Origin of the sequence: Telluria beijingensis, assembly GCF_030770395.1 — a bacterium.
In the GTDB taxonomy this organism is placed as follows: domain Bacteria; phylum Pseudomonadota; class Gammaproteobacteria; order Burkholderiales; family Burkholderiaceae_D; genus Telluria; species Telluria beijingensis.
The window spans coordinates 491,529-506,323 of record NZ_CP132480.1 but is presented as its reverse complement, the minus strand read 5'-3'; the positions used below and the strand labels follow the sequence as shown (position 1 = coordinate 506,323).

The 14,795-nt window shown below is 65.1% G+C and carries 16 protein-coding genes; 8 read left to right on the top strand and 8 right to left on the bottom strand.

From position 1 onward, the window contains the following. Nucleotides 1–48 precede the first annotated feature (48 nt). Together tsaD and Q9246_RS02280 are read left to right on the top strand one after the other, a co-directional pair. Nucleotides 49–1,089 carry a tRNA (adenosine(37)-N6)-threonylcarbamoyltransferase complex transferase subunit TsaD gene (gene tsaD / locus Q9246_RS02285; RefSeq protein WP_306395124.1) on the top strand — a complete coding sequence of 347 codons (1,041 nt, stop codon included), beginning with the start codon at nucleotides 49–51 and terminating at the stop codon, nucleotides 1,087–1,089. 121 nt (nucleotides 1,090–1,210) lie between these two features. After that, nucleotides 1,211–2,056 carry an endonuclease/exonuclease/phosphatase family protein gene (locus Q9246_RS02280; protein WP_306395122.1) on the top strand — a complete coding sequence of 282 codons (846 nt, stop codon included), beginning with the start codon at nucleotides 1,211–1,213 and terminating at the stop codon, nucleotides 2,054–2,056. Here Q9246_RS02280 and Q9246_RS02275 read toward each other — a convergent pair. The 3 genes from Q9246_RS02275 to ybaK all read right to left on the bottom strand — a co-directional run bounded on the left by Q9246_RS02275 (nucleotide 2,053) and on the right by ybaK (nucleotide 4,002). Further along, entirely contained in the window at nucleotides 2,053–2,715 is a 663-nt protein-coding gene (locus Q9246_RS02275; protein WP_306395121.1) for a DsbA family oxidoreductase, read from the bottom strand. The genes Q9246_RS02280 and Q9246_RS02275 overlap by 4 nt on opposite strands. Nucleotides 2,716–2,804: 89 nt before the next feature. Next, entirely contained in the window at nucleotides 2,805–3,428 is a 624-nt protein-coding gene (plsY, locus tag Q9246_RS02270; RefSeq protein ID WP_306395120.1) for a glycerol-3-phosphate 1-O-acyltransferase PlsY, read from the bottom strand. 82 nt (nucleotides 3,429–3,510) lie between these two features. Then, entirely contained in the window at nucleotides 3,511–4,002 is a 492-nt protein-coding gene (gene ybaK / locus Q9246_RS02265) for a Cys-tRNA(Pro) deacylase (RefSeq protein WP_306395118.1), read from the bottom strand. 38 nt (nucleotides 4,003–4,040) lie between these two features. On the opposite strand from ybaK, the gene Q9246_RS02260 reads away from it, so the two are divergent. Next, a complete protein-coding gene (locus Q9246_RS02260; RefSeq protein WP_306395117.1) occupies nucleotides 4,041–5,000 on the top strand; it encodes an endonuclease/exonuclease/phosphatase family protein in 960 nt (319 codons plus the stop codon). Nucleotides 5,001–5,261: 261 nt separating this feature from the next. Here Q9246_RS02260 and Q9246_RS02255 read toward each other — a convergent pair whose 3' ends face one another. From Q9246_RS02255 to Q9246_RS02240, 4 genes are all read right to left on the bottom strand, one after another. Further along, the gene (locus Q9246_RS02255; RefSeq protein ID WP_306395114.1) at nucleotides 5,262–5,474 is read right to left on the bottom strand and encodes a hypothetical protein; all 213 of its coding nucleotides are present in this window, start codon (nucleotides 5,472–5,474) and stop codon (nucleotides 5,262–5,264) included. A 97-nt stretch (nucleotides 5,475–5,571) separates the two neighbouring features. Next, complete coding sequence (gene xerD / locus Q9246_RS02250) at nucleotides 5,572–6,474, bottom strand: site-specific tyrosine recombinase XerD (protein ID WP_306395113.1); 903 nt, start codon at nucleotides 6,472–6,474, stop codon at nucleotides 5,572–5,574. After that, nucleotides 6,447–6,971, bottom strand: coding sequence for a methylated-DNA--[protein]-cysteine S-methyltransferase (locus Q9246_RS02245; protein ID WP_306395111.1), 525 nt, complete (start codon nucleotides 6,969–6,971; stop codon nucleotides 6,447–6,449). The genes xerD and Q9246_RS02245 overlap by 28 nt, the downstream gene beginning before the upstream one ends. Nucleotides 6,972–7,404: 433 nt before the next feature. Continuing rightward, nucleotides 7,405–8,403: a TRAP transporter substrate-binding protein gene (locus Q9246_RS02240; protein ID WP_306395110.1), complete on the bottom strand. Its 999-nt coding sequence runs from the start codon at nucleotides 8,401–8,403 to the stop codon at nucleotides 7,405–7,407. A gap of 69 nt (nucleotides 8,404–8,472) precedes the next feature. Between Q9246_RS02240 and Q9246_RS02235 the strand changes: the two genes are divergently transcribed. The 3 genes from Q9246_RS02235 to Q9246_RS02225 all read left to right on the top strand — a co-directional run bounded on the left by Q9246_RS02235 (nucleotide 8,473) and on the right by Q9246_RS02225 (nucleotide 11,650). Further along, a complete protein-coding gene (locus Q9246_RS02235; protein ID WP_306395108.1) occupies nucleotides 8,473–10,482 on the top strand; it encodes a PAS domain S-box protein in 2,010 nt (669 codons plus the stop codon). An 84-nt stretch (nucleotides 10,483–10,566) separates the two neighbouring features. Continuing rightward, entirely contained in the window at nucleotides 10,567–11,148 is a 582-nt protein-coding gene (locus tag Q9246_RS02230) for a response regulator transcription factor (RefSeq protein WP_306395107.1), read from the top strand. Nucleotides 11,149–11,269: 121 nt separating this feature from the next. Beyond that, entirely contained in the window at nucleotides 11,270–11,650 is a 381-nt protein-coding gene (locus tag Q9246_RS02225) for a DUF3052 family protein (RefSeq protein WP_306395106.1), read from the top strand. Nucleotides 11,651–11,668: 18 nt separating this feature from the next. Here the strand turns inward: Q9246_RS02225 and queG are convergent, their stop codons facing one another. After that, entirely contained in the window at nucleotides 11,669–12,766 is a 1,098-nt protein-coding gene (queG, locus tag Q9246_RS02220) for a tRNA epoxyqueuosine(34) reductase QueG (RefSeq protein ID WP_306395105.1), read from the bottom strand. A 53-nt stretch (nucleotides 12,767–12,819) separates the two neighbouring features. Here queG and tsaE point away from each other — a divergent pair, with 53 nt between their 5' ends. After that, nucleotides 12,820–13,329, top strand: coding sequence for a tRNA (adenosine(37)-N6)-threonylcarbamoyltransferase complex ATPase subunit type 1 TsaE (tsaE, locus tag Q9246_RS02215; protein WP_306395103.1), 510 nt, complete (start codon nucleotides 12,820–12,822; stop codon nucleotides 13,327–13,329). Continuing rightward, a complete protein-coding gene (locus Q9246_RS02210; RefSeq protein ID WP_422802349.1) occupies nucleotides 13,281–14,795 on the top strand; it encodes an N-acetylmuramoyl-L-alanine amidase in 1,515 nt (504 codons plus the stop codon). Before tsaE ends, Q9246_RS02210 begins: the two co-directional genes overlap by 49 nt.

Here is a 14,795-nt window from a genome sequence, read left to right as displayed (position 1 = left end):
ACCGTACGGTAAAATCGACGGTTCTGCCCAATTCACACTGCTTCTTCCATGATCGTTCTCGGCGTCGAATCCTCCTGCGATGAAACCGGCTTTGCTCTGTATGACACCGAGCGCGGCCTGCTGTCCCACGCCCTGCACTCGCAGGTCGCCATGCACGAGGAGTATGGCGGCGTGGTGCCGGAACTCGCTTCGCGCGACCATATCCGGCGCGCCATTCCGCTGCTGGACGAAGTCCTGAAGCGGGCCGACATTCCCGCGTCGACCATCGATGCCATCGCCTACACGCAGGGCCCGGGCCTGGCTGGCGCGCTGCTGGTCGGGTCCTCGGTCGCCTGCAGCCTGGCGCTTGCCCTGGATAAACCCGTGCTCGGCGTGCACCACCTCGAAGGCCATTTGCTGTCGCCCCTGCTTGCCTCGGAGCGGCCGGAATTTCCCTTCATCGCCCTGCTGGTATCGGGCGGCCATACCCAGCTGATGCGGGTCGACGGCGTCGGCAGCTATACGCTGCTGGGCGAGACCGTGGATGACGCGGCCGGCGAAGCTTTCGACAAGTCGGCCAAGCTGCTGGGCCTGGGCTATCCGGGCGGGCCGGCGATCTCGCGCCTGGCGGAGTTCGGCGATCCGAACGCCTATACCCTGCCGCGCCCAATGTTGCACAGCAAGGATTTCAATTTCAGCTTCTCGGGCCTCAAGACAGCCGTTCTCACCGTGGTCAAGAACCACGAAGAAAAAGTCATCGCCAATATCTGCGAGCAAGATAAAGCGAATATCGCGCGCGGTTTCGTCGATGCGATTGTCGACGTCCTCACCGCCAAGTGCGTTAATGCAATGAAGCACACGGGACTGAAGCGTCTCGTGATCGCGGGCGGCGTCGGCGCCAACAAGCAATTGCGTGAATCCCTCAACGCGGCCGCCGCCAAGCGCAAGTTCAAGGTGTATTACCCAGAGCTGGAATTCTGCACCGACAACGGCGCCATGATCGCCTTCGCTGGCGCCATGCGCCTCGAGCGCAATCCGGCCCTGGCCCAGCGCGACTATGCGTTCACCGTGCGTCCGCGCTGGCCGCTGGATGAGTTGGAAGCTGCCTGACAAACAGGGAAAGCGCCTGAATTCGCCATTGAACTTGCCAGCCTGACATCGATCCTACGGTGTGACCGTCTGTCGCCAAACGGTGGCAATATCCGTCGATCAAGATTTACGGAGGTGAACAATGCGCGTAGTAAGCTGGAACATTCATTGGGGTTGTGGCAAGGACGGTCGGATTCGCATCCATGCGATCATCGACGTGCTGCGCCGGCTCAATCCCGATGTGATCTGCCTGCAGGAGGTGGCCGCCAACCACCCCGAGCTCGAGGGCAGCGCCAGCGCCAACCAGTTCAAGCAGCTCAGCGGCGCATTCGGCGGCTACCATGCGATGGAGCACGCCCCCAGTGAAATCTACAAGAACAATGTCCCGCGCCTGTTCGGCAACCTGATTCTCTCCAAGTACCGCATCTCGCAAGTGCACCGCCACCTGCTGCCCTGGCCAGCCGATCCGGAGCACCCCGCCGGCATGCCGCGCGGCCTGCTGGAAACCGTGATCGATGCGCCGGCCGGCAAGCTGCGCCTGCTGACCACCCATCTGGAATATTATTCGCCGCCGCAGCGCATGGCCCAGGTCGAACGTATCCGTGCACTGCACGCCGAAGCCTGCGCCCGCTCGCGCCTGTTCCAGCCCGATCCGAACCTCGATGCGCCGTTCCAGCTGGGTTTCCGGCCCGGCTCGGCGATCCTGTGCGGCGATTTCAATTTTGCGCCGGAGGCGCCGGATTACCAGGCGCTATTGGCAGCGCCGGAACCCGGCGCGCTGCCGCTGGTCGATGCCTGGCGCGTGGTGCATGGCGACATGGCGCGCGCGCCGACCACCGGGCTGCACGGCTTTCCGTGGCCGGAGCGGCCCGAGTGCTATGACTATTTCTTCGTCACCGACGACCTGGCGCCGCGCTTGACGGCGCTCGATGTGCAGTCCGAGACGGCCGCCTCGGACCACCAGCCGGTGGTGCTGGAACTGAACTAGGCGGCGGTTTCCGGTTCGAGCCCCGGAATCTCGCGCAGCGCGCGTTCGAACACTTCCGGCGGCTGGCCGCCGGAGATCAGGTGGCGCTGGTTGATGATAATCGCCGGCACCGACTTGACGCCGGCGCGCTGGAAGAACTGCTCGCGCGTGCGCACGTCGTCGGCATATTCATTGGAACCCAGGATGATGCTTGCTCGCTCGCGGTCCAGGCCGACGCTCTCGGCCGTGCGCAGCAGCACGTCGTGGTTGCTCGGGTCTTCGCAGCGGGTGAAATAGGCTTCCAGCAGCGCGGTCTTCAGTTGGCGCTGCATGCCTTCGTCTTCGGCCCAGGCCAGCAGGCGATGGGCGTCGAAGGTGTTATAGATGCGGCCGCGCCGCTCCATGTCGAAGGTGAAGCCGACCGCGGCGCCGCGCTCGCGGATCGTCTCGCGGCTGGCCGCCTGCTGCTCGGCCGTGGCGCCATATTTCTGGGTCACGTGCTCGACGATGTCCTGGCCGTCCGGGCCCATGTCGGGGTTCAGTTCGAAGGGCTGGAAATGCAGGTCGACGCGCACTTCGTCGCCGACCTTCAACAGGGCCTGTTCCAGCGATTTCAGGCCGATCGCGCACCATGGGCACGAGACGTCCGACACAAAATCGATCCTGAGTTGCTTGCTCACGGCGCACCACCTTTCTGTCCGGCGCGGCACGGATGTGCCGCTATTTGGCGCTATGGTAACGCCTGGACGGAAATCGGGTGCGCGCCAGTCTACTTTGCCTTCTTGGCCCCGGCCGACTTGCTGCCGATCTTCGATTCCTTGCCGGCGATCAGGTTGCCGATATTGCTGCTGTGACGCCACAGCAGCAGCGCGCTCATCACGAACACGGCGAACAGGATCGCATCGACGCCGAACAGCAGGCCGTAATAGAACGGCGCGAAGATCGAGGCAACCAGCGCCGCCAGCGAAGAATAACGAAAGGCATAGGCGATGATCAGCCAGGTCGCCAGGGTCGCCAGGCCGAGCCAGGGATTGATGCCGAGCAGCACGCCGAGCGCCGTGGCCACGCCCTTGCCGCCCACGAAGCGGAAGAACACAGGCCACAGGTGGCCGATGAAGACGGCGATCGCGACCAGAGCGATGCCCGTGTCGTCCAGGCCGTAGTCGGGACCGAACTGCACCGCCAGCCACACCGCCAGCCAACCCTTGGCGGCGTCGCCGACCAGGGTGGCGATCGCCGCCTTCTTGCTGCCGCTGCGCAGCACATTGGTGGCGCCGGGGTTCTTGGAGCCATAGGTGCGCGGGTCGGACAGGCCGAAGGCGCGGCTCATCACGACCGCGAAGGAAATCGAGCCGATCAGGTAGGCAGCGATGGTGGCAATCAGGGTGTTCATCTAGTCTCTCGGGTAGGCTCCGGCCTCTGTCATTACCGGAAAGCGGTCGTGAATATACACCATCGGCCGGCGATGGCGAAAGCTACTCGGCCAGGGCGCACTGCACCGGACGCGCCTTCAGCACCTCCACCAGCACCTTCGGATCGATGCCGACCAGGTAGCCGCGGCGGCCGCCGTTGATGTAGATCTTGTCGAGCGCCAGGATGCTCTCTTCAACATAGACCGGCATTGCCTTGCGGATGCCGAAGGGAGACGTGCCGCCGACCAGGTATCCCGAATGGCGCTGGGCCACATCCGGCTTGCAGGGTTCCACCGACTTGCAGGGGATGGCGCGCGCCAGGTTCTTGGTGGATACCTTGCAGTCTCCATGCATCAGCACGATGAGCGGCTTGGCCGCCTCGTCCTGCATCACCAGGGTCTTGACCACATCGTGTTCGGACACGCCGAGCGCGCTGGAGGACACTGCCGTGCCGCCATGCTCTTCGTACTCATAAGGATGCTCGGAAAAAGCGACGGCATGCTTGCGCAGGAATTGGGTGGCGGGTGTCTCGGAGACGTGCTCTTTCTTGGCCATGCGTGTTACGCTAAAGACGAACAATAGGGGTTTCTATTATGCAGGAAGAACTTCGGTTTGCCACCTTCAACACTTTCAACCTGGCCCCGCCCGGCGCCCGCCTGTACGACAATCTCGCGCCCACCACGGCTGCGGAGTACGAGGCCAAGCTGGACTGGACCGCGCACCAGCTCGACCTGATCAATGCCGATGTGATCGGCTTCCAGGAGATTTTCTCGCAAAGCGTGCTGAAGGAAGTGCTGCGGCGCAGCCGGCGCTACCGCGATGCCCACCACATCGGCTTCGACCCCGACCCGCATGCTCCGCGCCTGACCCCGAGCGTGGCCCTGGTATCGCGCCTGCCGCTGGCCGAGCCCGGCTCGCAGCTGTCCATGTTCCCGAGTAATGTGGCGATGCCGCCCGGCAGCCGCGACCCTGACCGGTTTACCCGCGCGCCCCTGCATGCGGGCGTGGTCGCGGCGTCGGGGGTGGTGATCGACGTGATCGTGGTCCATCTCAAGTCGCGCCGGCCCGATTACCGCTCGGGCGACAGCGGCGCCGATCCGCACCTGTATGCGCTGGCCTGCCTGCGCTCGTTGATCCGGCGCGGCACCGAAGCCACCGCCCTGCGCGTGCTGCTGACCGATATGGCCCATGCCAACGGCCGCCCGCGCATCGTGCTGGGCGACTTCAATGACGTGGCCGATTCGGTCACCACCGAGATCGTGCTGGGCGAAGGCACGCCGGTGGGCGAGCGCATGTACGACGCCAGCCAGGTGCAGCGACGCCTCGACCACCAGCGCCATGTGGGCTTCTCGATCCTGCACGATACGCGCCACTCGACCATCGACCACATCCTGGTGTCGCCCGAATTCAATCCGGCGCTGCCGCAGGCGATCGGCGAGGTGGTCGATGTGGTGTACCTGAACGACCACCTCAACCTGGCGCTGCCCGAGGCGTCGGATCATGGGCAGGTGCTGGCCAGGATACGCTTGTTCGGGCAGCGCGATTTGACGTGATTGCCGAATGTCGCGTAGGGTGGACGAGTTCCCCGTCCACGCGGTGATGGTTGGCAGCAAGATCATCCCGCACGCAAGCGGAGCCGACGGTTGGCAGCATGCGTTTCATCGCGCCATACCGCCATCCACACCGGCCAACCAACAGTTTGTCGCATTCAAATAGCTCAAACTGTCGTGGATGCTTATAGTTCCATCATGCGCCAGGGGCTCCATCGACGCTTCGACGGAGCACGCGCGCAATCCTTTTGCCGGCTGGCCGCCTCAGGCCAGGTTCGACGGCGCCGCGGCGGAGCGCGCATCGCCTTCCGCGGCGCCCTCTTCTTCGTCATCCGCGTCGCCATCGGGCTGCCCGGCCTCGCCATCCGCCGCCGGTGCGTTCTTCGCTTCCAGCTTGCGCTTGGCTTTTTCTTCGGCCTTGCGCTTCTTTTCGAGTTCCCGCTGCCGCTTTTCGTACGAAAAATTGTTCCGTGCCATAGTCACCTCGATATCGTTAATCCAAGGGATGCTGCAACCGCACAGCCATTATGGACTACTGGGCCGATTCCGACTTAAGGAAGCTCTGACTTATCGGCTAACCACGCGGATGATGCTGGGCGTGCAGGCGTTTCAGGCGCTCGCGCGCGACGTGGGTATAGATCTGGGTCGTCGAAATATCGGCGTGCCCCAACAGCAATTGCACCACGCGCAGATCGGCGCCGTGGTTCAATAAATGGGTGGCGAAGGCGTGGCGCAGCGTGTGCGGCGACAGCGGCCCCGTGACGCCGGCCTTCTGCGCATGTTTCTTGATCAGGATCCAGAACATCTGGCGCGTCATGGGGCCGCCGCGGCCGGTGACGAACAGGGCGTCGTCGACCTGGCCATTCAGGATGATGCCGCGCGCGTCCTTGAGGTAGCGTTCCAGCCAGCGCCGCGCCTCTTCGCCGAAAGGCACCAGGCGCGTCTTGCTGCCCTTGCCCGTCACCCGCAGCACGCCATCGTTCAAGCTCACTTCGACCAGTTTGAGGGCCACCAGTTCCGAGACCCGCAAGCCGCTGGCATACATCAGCTCGAGCATCGTGCGCTCGCGCAAACCCAGCGGCGTGGCAACATCCGGAGCTTTCAGCAAGGCCTCGACCTGGTCCTCGGTCAGCGTATGCACGAAGCGGGTCGGCTGGCGCGCCGATGCCAGCTTGAGGCAGGGGTCGGTCGCGACCTGCCCGCGGCGCAGCGCCAGGCCATAGAAGCGCTTGAACACCGACAGCCGGCGGTTGGCCGTGCTGGGGCGCGATTCCGGATGGCGGTCGGCGAAATAGGCGGCCAGGTCGTCCGCCGCCACCGCCAGCAGGCCGCGGCCGGGCCGCTTCGCGGCCAGCCAGCCGGCGAACAGGCGCAGGTCGCGCCGGTAGGCGTCGAGCGAGTTCTTCGCCAGGCCCTGTTCCAGCCAGAGCGTGTCGCAGAACTCGTCGATCAGGGCCAGATCGACTGTTGCTGCCATGGCGAAGCGGTGGCGCCTTCGTGCCGCAGCAGCCAGCGCTTGACGGACAAATGAAAACCATTTTCGTCGTTCTGGTTCGAAAAGCCGCCCAGTCCGCCGGCTGCTGTCACCCGGTGGCAGGGAATGACCAGGGGGAACCAGTTGGCGCCGCAGGCCTGGCCGACGGCGCGCGGATGCGAGCCGATCTCCTTGGCCAGGTGGCCATAGGTGCGCACGGCGCCGCGCGGGATGGCGCCGATCGCCTGCCACACCTTGCGCTGGAAGTCGGTGCCGGCTTCCGCCAGCGGCAGGTCGAATGCGAAGTCAGGATCGAGCAGGTAGCGGGCGAGCTGCTGCGCGCTGCGCTCGGCGATGGCGCTGTCCGCGCTTTTTTCGGCGAACGACGGCGGCAGGTAGACCACTTCGCGCAGCCGCTCGTCGGCAGTGCGCACGCCCAGCGCACCGAAGGGGGCGGGTACGATGGCGTTGAATAATTGGCTGGCTGGATCGGTCTTCATGGGGGTCGGTCGGCAATACATTGCCCAGGCATCTTAACCGGGCGGCGGCATTGCGGCCAGCGCTTGCACCGTCGGGACGAAAAAAAAGCGCACCCTCGGGTGCGCTCCAATTCGGGTCACGTCTACGGTCGTTTGGTCATTGCCAACGACTTCTGTGAAACGTGGTGTCTCCTCGAATGTCTCCGGTATGGATTACCGTGCTTTTATCAATGCTCCCCCAAAAACCTTGCATGCCGCTTCTATTGCTTGTTCTTGGCACTGCTGCGCACCATCACAGTGCGTATGGGCCCCATGATAACGCAGATGCTTGCAGAAAATGTATCTTTTCAGCCACAAATTTGGAAAATTGTTTTACTTATACGCAAAACGAACTTGTTGACATACGGTAGAAAAATATCTCCTGTCCCGCCGCGCCGCCACGGAATGGCGCCGTTCAGCGCCCCACTTCGCGCAGGATCGCGCGCACGGTGTCCTTGCCGATCCGGCTCTCCATCTGCCCCACTACCGGCTGCATGGCGCGCCGCCATTCGGCCTGCTGGGCCGGCGTCAGGGTATGGATGACCGTGGTGCCGGCCTGCCGGATGGCTTCCATGGCGTCGTCGTTGGCGCGCTGGGCGATTTTTTTCTCGTAGACCGTTGCCTCGCGCATCGCGCGCGCCAGGGTGTTGCGGGTCGCGGCCGGCAAGCCATCCCAGAATTTCTTGTTGACGATGACCGCATAGCCCAGATAGCCGTGGTTGGACACCGTGAGATGGGTTTGCATCTCGTGCATGCGCTGGGTGTACATATTCGACGGCGTGTTCTCGGTACCCTCCACCACCCCGTCGCGCAGGGCGGGCGCGGCTTCGGAAAACGCCAGCGTCATCGGCTGGGCGCCCAACACGCGCATTTGCGCGTCCAGTACCTTGGACGCCTGGATACGCATGCGCAATCCCGCGAAATCCTTGGGCGAGGTCAAGGGTTGGTTGGCCGACATGATCTTGAAGCCGTTGTCCCAGAATGCCAGCCCGGTGATCCCCTTCTCCTCGAGCTTGCGCAGCAGGCCGCGGCCGATCCTGCCTTCGGTCACTTTGTACAGCGCCGCCTTGTCCGGGAAAATATAGGGCAGGTCGAAGGCTTCGAATTCGCGCACGCCCAGCGGCGAGAACTTGGCCAGCGACGGCGCCAGCATCTGCACCGCGCCCAGTTGCAGCGCCTCCAGTTCCTCGCGGTCCTTGTACAACTGGCTGTTGGGATACACTTCCACCCTGACCTGGCCGTTCGTCATCTGCTCGGCCAACTCCTTGAAACGCTCGGCCGCCCGGCCCTTGGGGGTATCGGGCGCCACCACGTGGCTGAACTTGATGACGATCGGTCCCTGTGCCCAGGCACTGGAACTCGCGGCCGCCGCCAGGACGAAGAACAGCTTGGCGGCCAGTGGTTTGATCTGCATGACAATACAATTCTTTTTCATGTGGACATCCACGACAGCTGGACAGTGTAACCAAACCAGGACGATTGCATGAAAATTCCGTTTGCCCAGCCCCTGTCGGAACCCCGCGCGCGCACCCGCGCCTGGCGGTTCTGGCGCTGGCTGGTGCCGATGCTGCTGGTGCTGCTGTTCCTCGCGGTGCTGATCTGGCTGCCCTGGCAGGCGCGCCAGATGGAAAGCACCGACCGGCAAGAGCAATTGATCGCGGACACGCTGTGGGTCGAGCAGACCTTGCGCTTCGAGCTGGCGCGCAGCGAGGAAGCCCTGGCCGCGCTCGGCGCCGACCTGGTGGTCGCGCCGCTGCCGCCGGAAAAATTGCAGGCGCGCTTCCGCCAGATGTTCGTCAACGGTCCGGAACTGGTGCGCGTGGTCTGGAGCGATGCCGATGGCGCGCTGCAGGCCAGCCACGGCGCCGACCTGCCGGCCGCCGGCCTGCCCGACACCACGGCGCTGGCCGGCGAGATGGCGCGCTCGATCCGCCGCGGCCGCTACAGCGAACCGTATGGCGCGACCACGTCGAGCCATGGGCTGATCGACTTCTACCTGCCCCTGTTCCGCAACGGTGAATTCGCGGGCAGCCTGGTCGCGACCTACAGCCTGCAGGTGCTGCTCGACGAAACCGTGCCCTGGTGGTTCGCCCAGGACAATGCCCTGGCCCTCGTCGACCGCGACGAGCGGACGGTGGCGCGGCGCGCCGCCGGCGGTCCGGGCCGTGGCGTCTACACCCACCGACGCGAACTCGACCTGCCCGGCGCCCAGCTGGTGCTGGCCACCGACAGCGTCAAGCGCGCGCCGCAGCTGCTGCCGAACCTGCTGGTGGGATCGGTGATCGTGCTGGCCCTGGGCCTGTTAATGAGCCTGGCCGCGCTGTGGCGCCACATCTCGCGCACCCTGGCCGCGGAAAGCGCGCTGCGCCAGCAGATGGCGTTTCGCACGGCCATGGAAAACTCGCTGCTCACCGGCCTGCGCGCGCGCGACCTGGAAGGCCGCGTCACCTATGTGAACCGGGCGTTCTGCCAGATCGTCGGCCACCCGCCCGAGGAATTGATCGGCAAGAAGCCGCCGATGGCCTACTGGGCGCCGGAAGCGACGGCGGAATATGAGGAGCGCTTCCAGGGCATCCTGTCGGGCAAGGTCACGCCGCAATTCGAGACCGTGTTCCAGCGGCCGGACGGCACCCGGGTGCCGGTGCTGGTGTTCGAGGCGCCGCTGGTGGACGTCGATGGCCGCCATACCGGCTGGATGAGCTCGGTGCTCGACATCACCGACCGCAAGCGGGTGGAAGAACTCAACCGCCAGCAGGAAGAAAAACTGCAGGCCAGCGCGCGCCTGGCCACCATGGGCGAGCTGTCGTCGATGCTGGCGCATGAGCTGAACCAGCCGCTGGCGGCCATTTCGAGCTATACGGTGGGCGCCCTGAACATGCTCGAACGCGCCGCCGGCCAGGGCGAAGAAGTCAAGCCGGGCATGTTGCGCCATGCGCTGGAACAGGCGCGCCAGCAGGCCCAGCGCGCCGGACAGATCATCCGCAGCGTGCACGAGTTCGTCAAGAAGCGCGAACCGCTGCGGCAAGAGGTGACGATCCGCAGCGTGATCGCCAGCGTGCACGCGCTGATCGAATTGCAGGCGCGCCAGGCCGGTGTCGCCCTGCGCGTGCAATTGCCGCCCGGCTTGCCGCCGGTGCTGGCCGACCGCGTGCTGCTGGAGCAGGTGCTGCTCAACCTCACCCGCAACGCGATCCAGGCCATGCAGGATACCGTGCCGGACCAGCGCGTGCTGCGCATCGAGGCCCAGCACGTCGACGGCCAGGTGGCGGTGTCGGTGATCGACCGCGGCCACGGCATCTCGCCCGAAGTGGCCGAGCGCCTGTTCTCGCCGTTCTACTCGACCCGGGCCGAGGGCATGGGGATGGGGTTGTCGATCTGCCGCACCGCGATCGAGTTCCATGGCGGCACCTTGAGCCATGCGCCGCACCCGGCCGGCGGCACCGTGTTCACGTTTTCGCTGCCCGCCCAAGCGGCAAGCCGGGCGCTGGGCTAGAATTCGGTCTGCGGCGCGCCGGTGCGCCATGTTCAACCCAACAACAACAAGGCGGGAAACCATTCCGCCGCTACGGAGACCTGCATGCTGCACATCGTCGACGACGAAGAAGTCATTCGCGATTCGCTCGCCTGGCTGGCGCAATCGCGCTGCCTGCCGGCGCGCGGCTACGCTGGCGGCCAGGAATTCCTCGACGCCCTGCAAGACCTCGATGTCAGCGGCGACTGCGTGCTGCTCGACGTGCGCATGCCCGGCATGAACGGCATCGCCGTGTTCGACGACCTGATCAGGCGTGGCCTGCTGCCGCGCCTGCCCGTGATTTTTCTCACCGGCCACGGCGACGTGCCGATGGCGGTCGATTCGCTCAAGCGCGGCGCTTTCGATTTCTTCGAGAAACCGTTCAACGACAACCAGTTGATGGACCGGGTCGAGGAAGCCCTGGCCGCCTCGCGCAAGGCGGCCGCCTCGGCCGGCGTGCAGGCGCGCCTGGCCACGCTGTCGGCGCGCGAGCGCGAAGTGCTCGACCTGATCCTCGCAGGCATGATGAACAAGGTGGTGGCCGATAAACTGGGCATCAGCATGCGGACCGTCGAGGTGCATCGCGCGCATATCTTCGACAAGATGCAGGTAAAAACCGCGGTCGAGCTCGCGGGCCTGCTGAAATAGGGCCGACGTCGACTTTCTATGCGTCAAGCGTCCTAACTGCAAAAAGGAAGCCTTGTAAAATAGTCTTGAACGCGCCGCGGCCCCGGGCGCCGCGATGCAAACTCTCTTTTAGGAAACTCCAATGAACGAAAAGACAGTTGCAGACAAGATGTTTTTACGAACGGCGAAGTCGATGCTGGTGCTCAACGGCCAGGCCAATCCGACCGTGGCGGCCCAGATGCCGGCCGACATCGTCAAGGAAGGCGACGGCCCCTTCGACGTGATCCTGATGTTCTGCATGCACCGCAAGGACCTCGAACATTACCTGGAAATCGCCAGACAGAAGCTGGGCGAGAAGGGCTCGCTGTGGATTGCCTATCTCAAGCAGACGGCCTCCAAGGCCACCGACATCAACCGCGATTCCATCAATGCCTATGCCAAGGAAAACGGCATCACCGGCGTGGCGATGATCTCGATCGACGGCGACTGGTCGGCACTGCGCCTGAAGCGCATCGAGGTCTGACAAGGCAGGCAGGACTGCTCAGGCGGCGTGGCGCGCCAGGGCCCAGGCGACGTGTTCGCGCACCAGTTCCGAAGGATGGTCGCGCCGGGATTGCAAGGCAGCCACGATGGCCGCATCCCCACGCTTTTTCTCAGCGGCATTTCCCAAACCCACCGCCAGGTTGCGCAGCCAGCGCTCGTGGCCGATCCGGCGGATCGGGCTACCTTCCATGCGGCGGTTGAATTCTTCTTCGTCCCAGGCGAACAGGCCGACCAGGTCGCCGGCGCCCAGGCTGTTGCGCTCATCGAAATCGGGCACCGCCGCCCGCTGTGCGAACTTGTTCCACGGACAGGCCACCTGGCAATCGTCGCAACCGTAGATGCGGTTGCCGATCAGCGGCCGCATGTCTTCCGGAATACTGCTTTTGAGCTCGATCGTCAGGTAGGAAATGCAGCGCCGCGCATCGAGCTTACCCGGCCCCAGGATCGCCTGCGTCGGGCACAGGTCGATGCAGGACTGACATTGGCCGCAATGCTGGCCGGTGGGCGGGTCGATCGGCAGCGGCAGGTCGACCAGGATTTCGCCAATAAAAAAGGTCGACCCGGCCGCGCGCGACAGCAGCAGGGTGTGCTTGCCGCGCCAGCCGAGGCCGGCCTTTTCGGCCAGCGGCAATTCCATTACCGGCGCCGAATCGGTGAACACGCGAAAGCCGAACGGGCCGATCGCTTCCTGGATTTTTCCGGCCAGCGATTGCAGGCGGTTGCGCAAGACCTTGTGATAATCGCGGCCGCGGGCATAGACCGAGACCACGGCGGCATCCGGATCCTGCTGGCGCAGGCGCTCCTGCGCGCGCCAGTCTTCATCGCGGGTGGCGGGCAGGTAGTCCATGCGCGCCACGATAGCGCGCACCGTGCCCGGCACCAGTTCGGCGGGACGGGCACGCTTCATGCCATGGCTTGCCATATAATCCATCTCGCCGTGGTAACCCGCGTCCAGCCAGGCTTGCAGGCCGGCCTCCAGGTGGCCCAGGTCGACGTCGGCGATGCGCACGTCGGCAAAGCCCAGTTCCTTGCCCCACGCCTTGATGGCGCGCGCAAGCTGGGGCAGGTTGGCGGAGGGATTGGGGGAAATGGACATACCGCAGGAAAACTCGCAGAAGAAACACGCACTACAACACGCTATTTTATTCGATGCAGCCCTATCTATCCCATTTGCAGCGCCATCTGCCGGACGAATCCGCCACCGCCGCCCTCGGCGCCGCCCTGGCGCGCGCCTTGCAGCCGGGCCTGGTGATCTACCTGCATGGCGACCTGGGCGCCGGCAAGACCGCCCTCACCCGCGCGCTGCTGCAGGCGGCCGGCCACACGGGCACGGTGAAAAGCCCGACGTATACCTTGTCGGAACCCTATCGGGTGATGCTTGACGGCAAGCAGTTAAACGTCATCCACTACGACCTGTACCGGATGGCGAGCCCGGAAGAATTCCTGGATGCGGGCTTTCGCGAAGACTTCGACGGGCGCAATGTGTGCATCGTCGAGTGGCCGGAAAAAGGCGAACCGGTGTTGCCGCCGCCCGACTTGCGTGTCTTGCTCAACGTTAGCGGGCCCGGCCGTGATGTAGAATTGCAGGCGTTGTCCGAATTAGGCCTGCTATGCCTCGATCGTCTCGCACCCCTTCTGCCGCCCCAGCCGCCCGCGTGACACCAACGTCCTCGCGCCGCCGTGTCCTGCTCAAGGCCGGCGGCACGCTGCTGCTGTCCGTCATCCCGCTCTCCGCCAGCGCCAGGGAAATCCTGGCGGTGCGCGTCTGGCCCGCTCCCGACTATACCCGGGTGACGCTGGAAAACGATACCGACCTCAAGGCCGAACACTTCCTGATCCCCGATCCGCCGCGCCTGGTTGTCGATATCGACGGCCTCGCGCTGAGCCCCACGCTCAAGAGCCTGGTGGCCAAGATCGAAGCCAACGACCCGTACATCAAGCAGGTGCGGGTCGGCCAGAACCGGCCCAATGTCGTGCGCCTGGTGTTCGACCTGAAGGCCGAGATCAAGCCCCAGGTGTTTACCTTGGCCCCGGTGGCCGGCTACCAGCACCGCCTGGTATTCGACCTGTATCCGGCCACCCCGGTCGACCCGATCGCGGCCCTGATCGAACAGGGCGACTGGAGCCCGGGCCCGACCACGACCCTGGCGGCCGACCAGCCGGCGCTGGGCGATCCGGTCGCCGGCACGCCGGTGGCCGGCGCGCCGGCCGCGCCGAATCCCGTCACCGGCACGCCTCCGGTACAGATTCCCGTGCCGCCGCCGGCCGTGCCGCCCACCCAGCCGAATGCCGGCCCGGATGCGATCGCCAAGCTGGAAGCCGAGATGTCGGGCCTGAAGGGCACGGCGCCCATGGTGGCGGTGCAGCCGCCGCCGGCCAAGGCGACCGCCCCGGCGCCGGCCCAGAAAGTGGCGCGCATGATCACCATCGCGCTCGATCCGGGCCATGGCGGCGAGGATCCGGGCGCGATCGGCGCCAAGGGCAGCCGCGAGAAGGACATCGTGCTGGCGGTGGCCAAGCGCCTCAAGGCCAAGCTCGAGCAGATGCCGAATACCCGGGTGATGCTGACCCGCGACGGCGATTATTTCGTGCCGCTGGGCACCCGCGTGCAAAAGGCGCGCAAGGTGCAGGCCGACCTGTTCGTCTCGATCCACGCCGACGCCTGGATTTCGCCGACGGCGCGCGGCTCGTCGGTGTTCGTGCTGTCGGAAAAAGGCGCCAGCTCGAGCGCGGCGCGCTGGCTGGCCAACGACCAGAACAAGGCCGACCTGATCGGCGGCGCCAACCTGACCGGCACGGCCGACAAGCACCTGGCCAGCGTGCTGTTCGACCTGTCGACCACGGCCCAGATCAACGACAGCCTCAAGCTGGGCAAGGCCGTGCTGAAGGAAATCGGCGGCATCAACCGCCTGCACAAGGCCTCGGTCGAGCAGGCCGGCTTCGCGGTGCTGAAGGCGCCCGACATTCCGTCCATCCTGGTCGAGACCGCCTTCATCTCGAACCCGCAGGAAGAAGCGCGCCTGAACGACAACGTCTACCAGGACCAGCTGGCCAATGCGATCACGAATGGCATCCGCCGCTATTTCGCCGACAACCCGCCCATGGCCAAGAGCCGCCAGACCTGA

Coding starts and splice junctions, on each gene's coding strand:
- tsaD (WP_306395124.1), top strand. CDS start 49: ATGATCGTTCTCGGCGTCGAATCCTCCTGCGATGAAACCGGCTTTGCT.
- Q9246_RS02280 (WP_306395122.1), top strand. CDS start 1,211: ATGCGCGTAGTAAGCTGGAACATTCATTGGGGTTGTGGCAAGGACGGT.
- plsY (WP_306395120.1), bottom strand. CDS start 3,428: ATGAACACCCTGATTGCCACCATCGCTGCCTACCTGATCGGCTCGATT.
- ybaK (WP_306395118.1), bottom strand. CDS start 4,002: ATGGCCAAGAAAGAGCACGTCTCCGAGACACCCGCCACCCAATTCCTG.
- Q9246_RS02260 (WP_306395117.1), top strand. CDS start 4,041: ATGCAGGAAGAACTTCGGTTTGCCACCTTCAACACTTTCAACCTGGCC.
- Q9246_RS02255 (WP_306395114.1), bottom strand. CDS start 5,474: ATGGCACGGAACAATTTTTCGTACGAAAAGCGGCAGCGGGAACTCGAA.
- xerD (WP_306395113.1), bottom strand. CDS start 6,474: ATGGCAGCAACAGTCGATCTGGCCCTGATCGACGAGTTCTGCGACACG.
- Q9246_RS02245 (WP_306395111.1), bottom strand. CDS start 6,971: ATGAAGACCGATCCAGCCAGCCAATTATTCAACGCCATCGTACCCGCC.
- Q9246_RS02240 (WP_306395110.1), bottom strand. CDS start 8,403: ATGCAGATCAAACCACTGGCCGCCAAGCTGTTCTTCGTCCTGGCGGCG.
- Q9246_RS02235 (WP_306395108.1), top strand. CDS start 8,473: ATGAAAATTCCGTTTGCCCAGCCCCTGTCGGAACCCCGCGCGCGCACC.
- Q9246_RS02230 (WP_306395107.1), top strand. CDS start 10,567: ATGCTGCACATCGTCGACGACGAAGAAGTCATTCGCGATTCGCTCGCC.
- Q9246_RS02225 (WP_306395106.1), top strand. CDS start 11,270: ATGAACGAAAAGACAGTTGCAGACAAGATGTTTTTACGAACGGCGAAG.
- queG (WP_306395105.1), bottom strand. CDS start 12,766: ATGTCCATTTCCCCCAATCCCTCCGCCAACCTGCCCCAGCTTGCGCGC.
- tsaE (WP_306395103.1), top strand. CDS start 12,820: ATGCAGCCCTATCTATCCCATTTGCAGCGCCATCTGCCGGACGAATCC.
- Q9246_RS02210 (WP_422802349.1), top strand. CDS start 13,281: ATGCCTCGATCGTCTCGCACCCCTTCTGCCGCCCCAGCCGCCCGCGTG.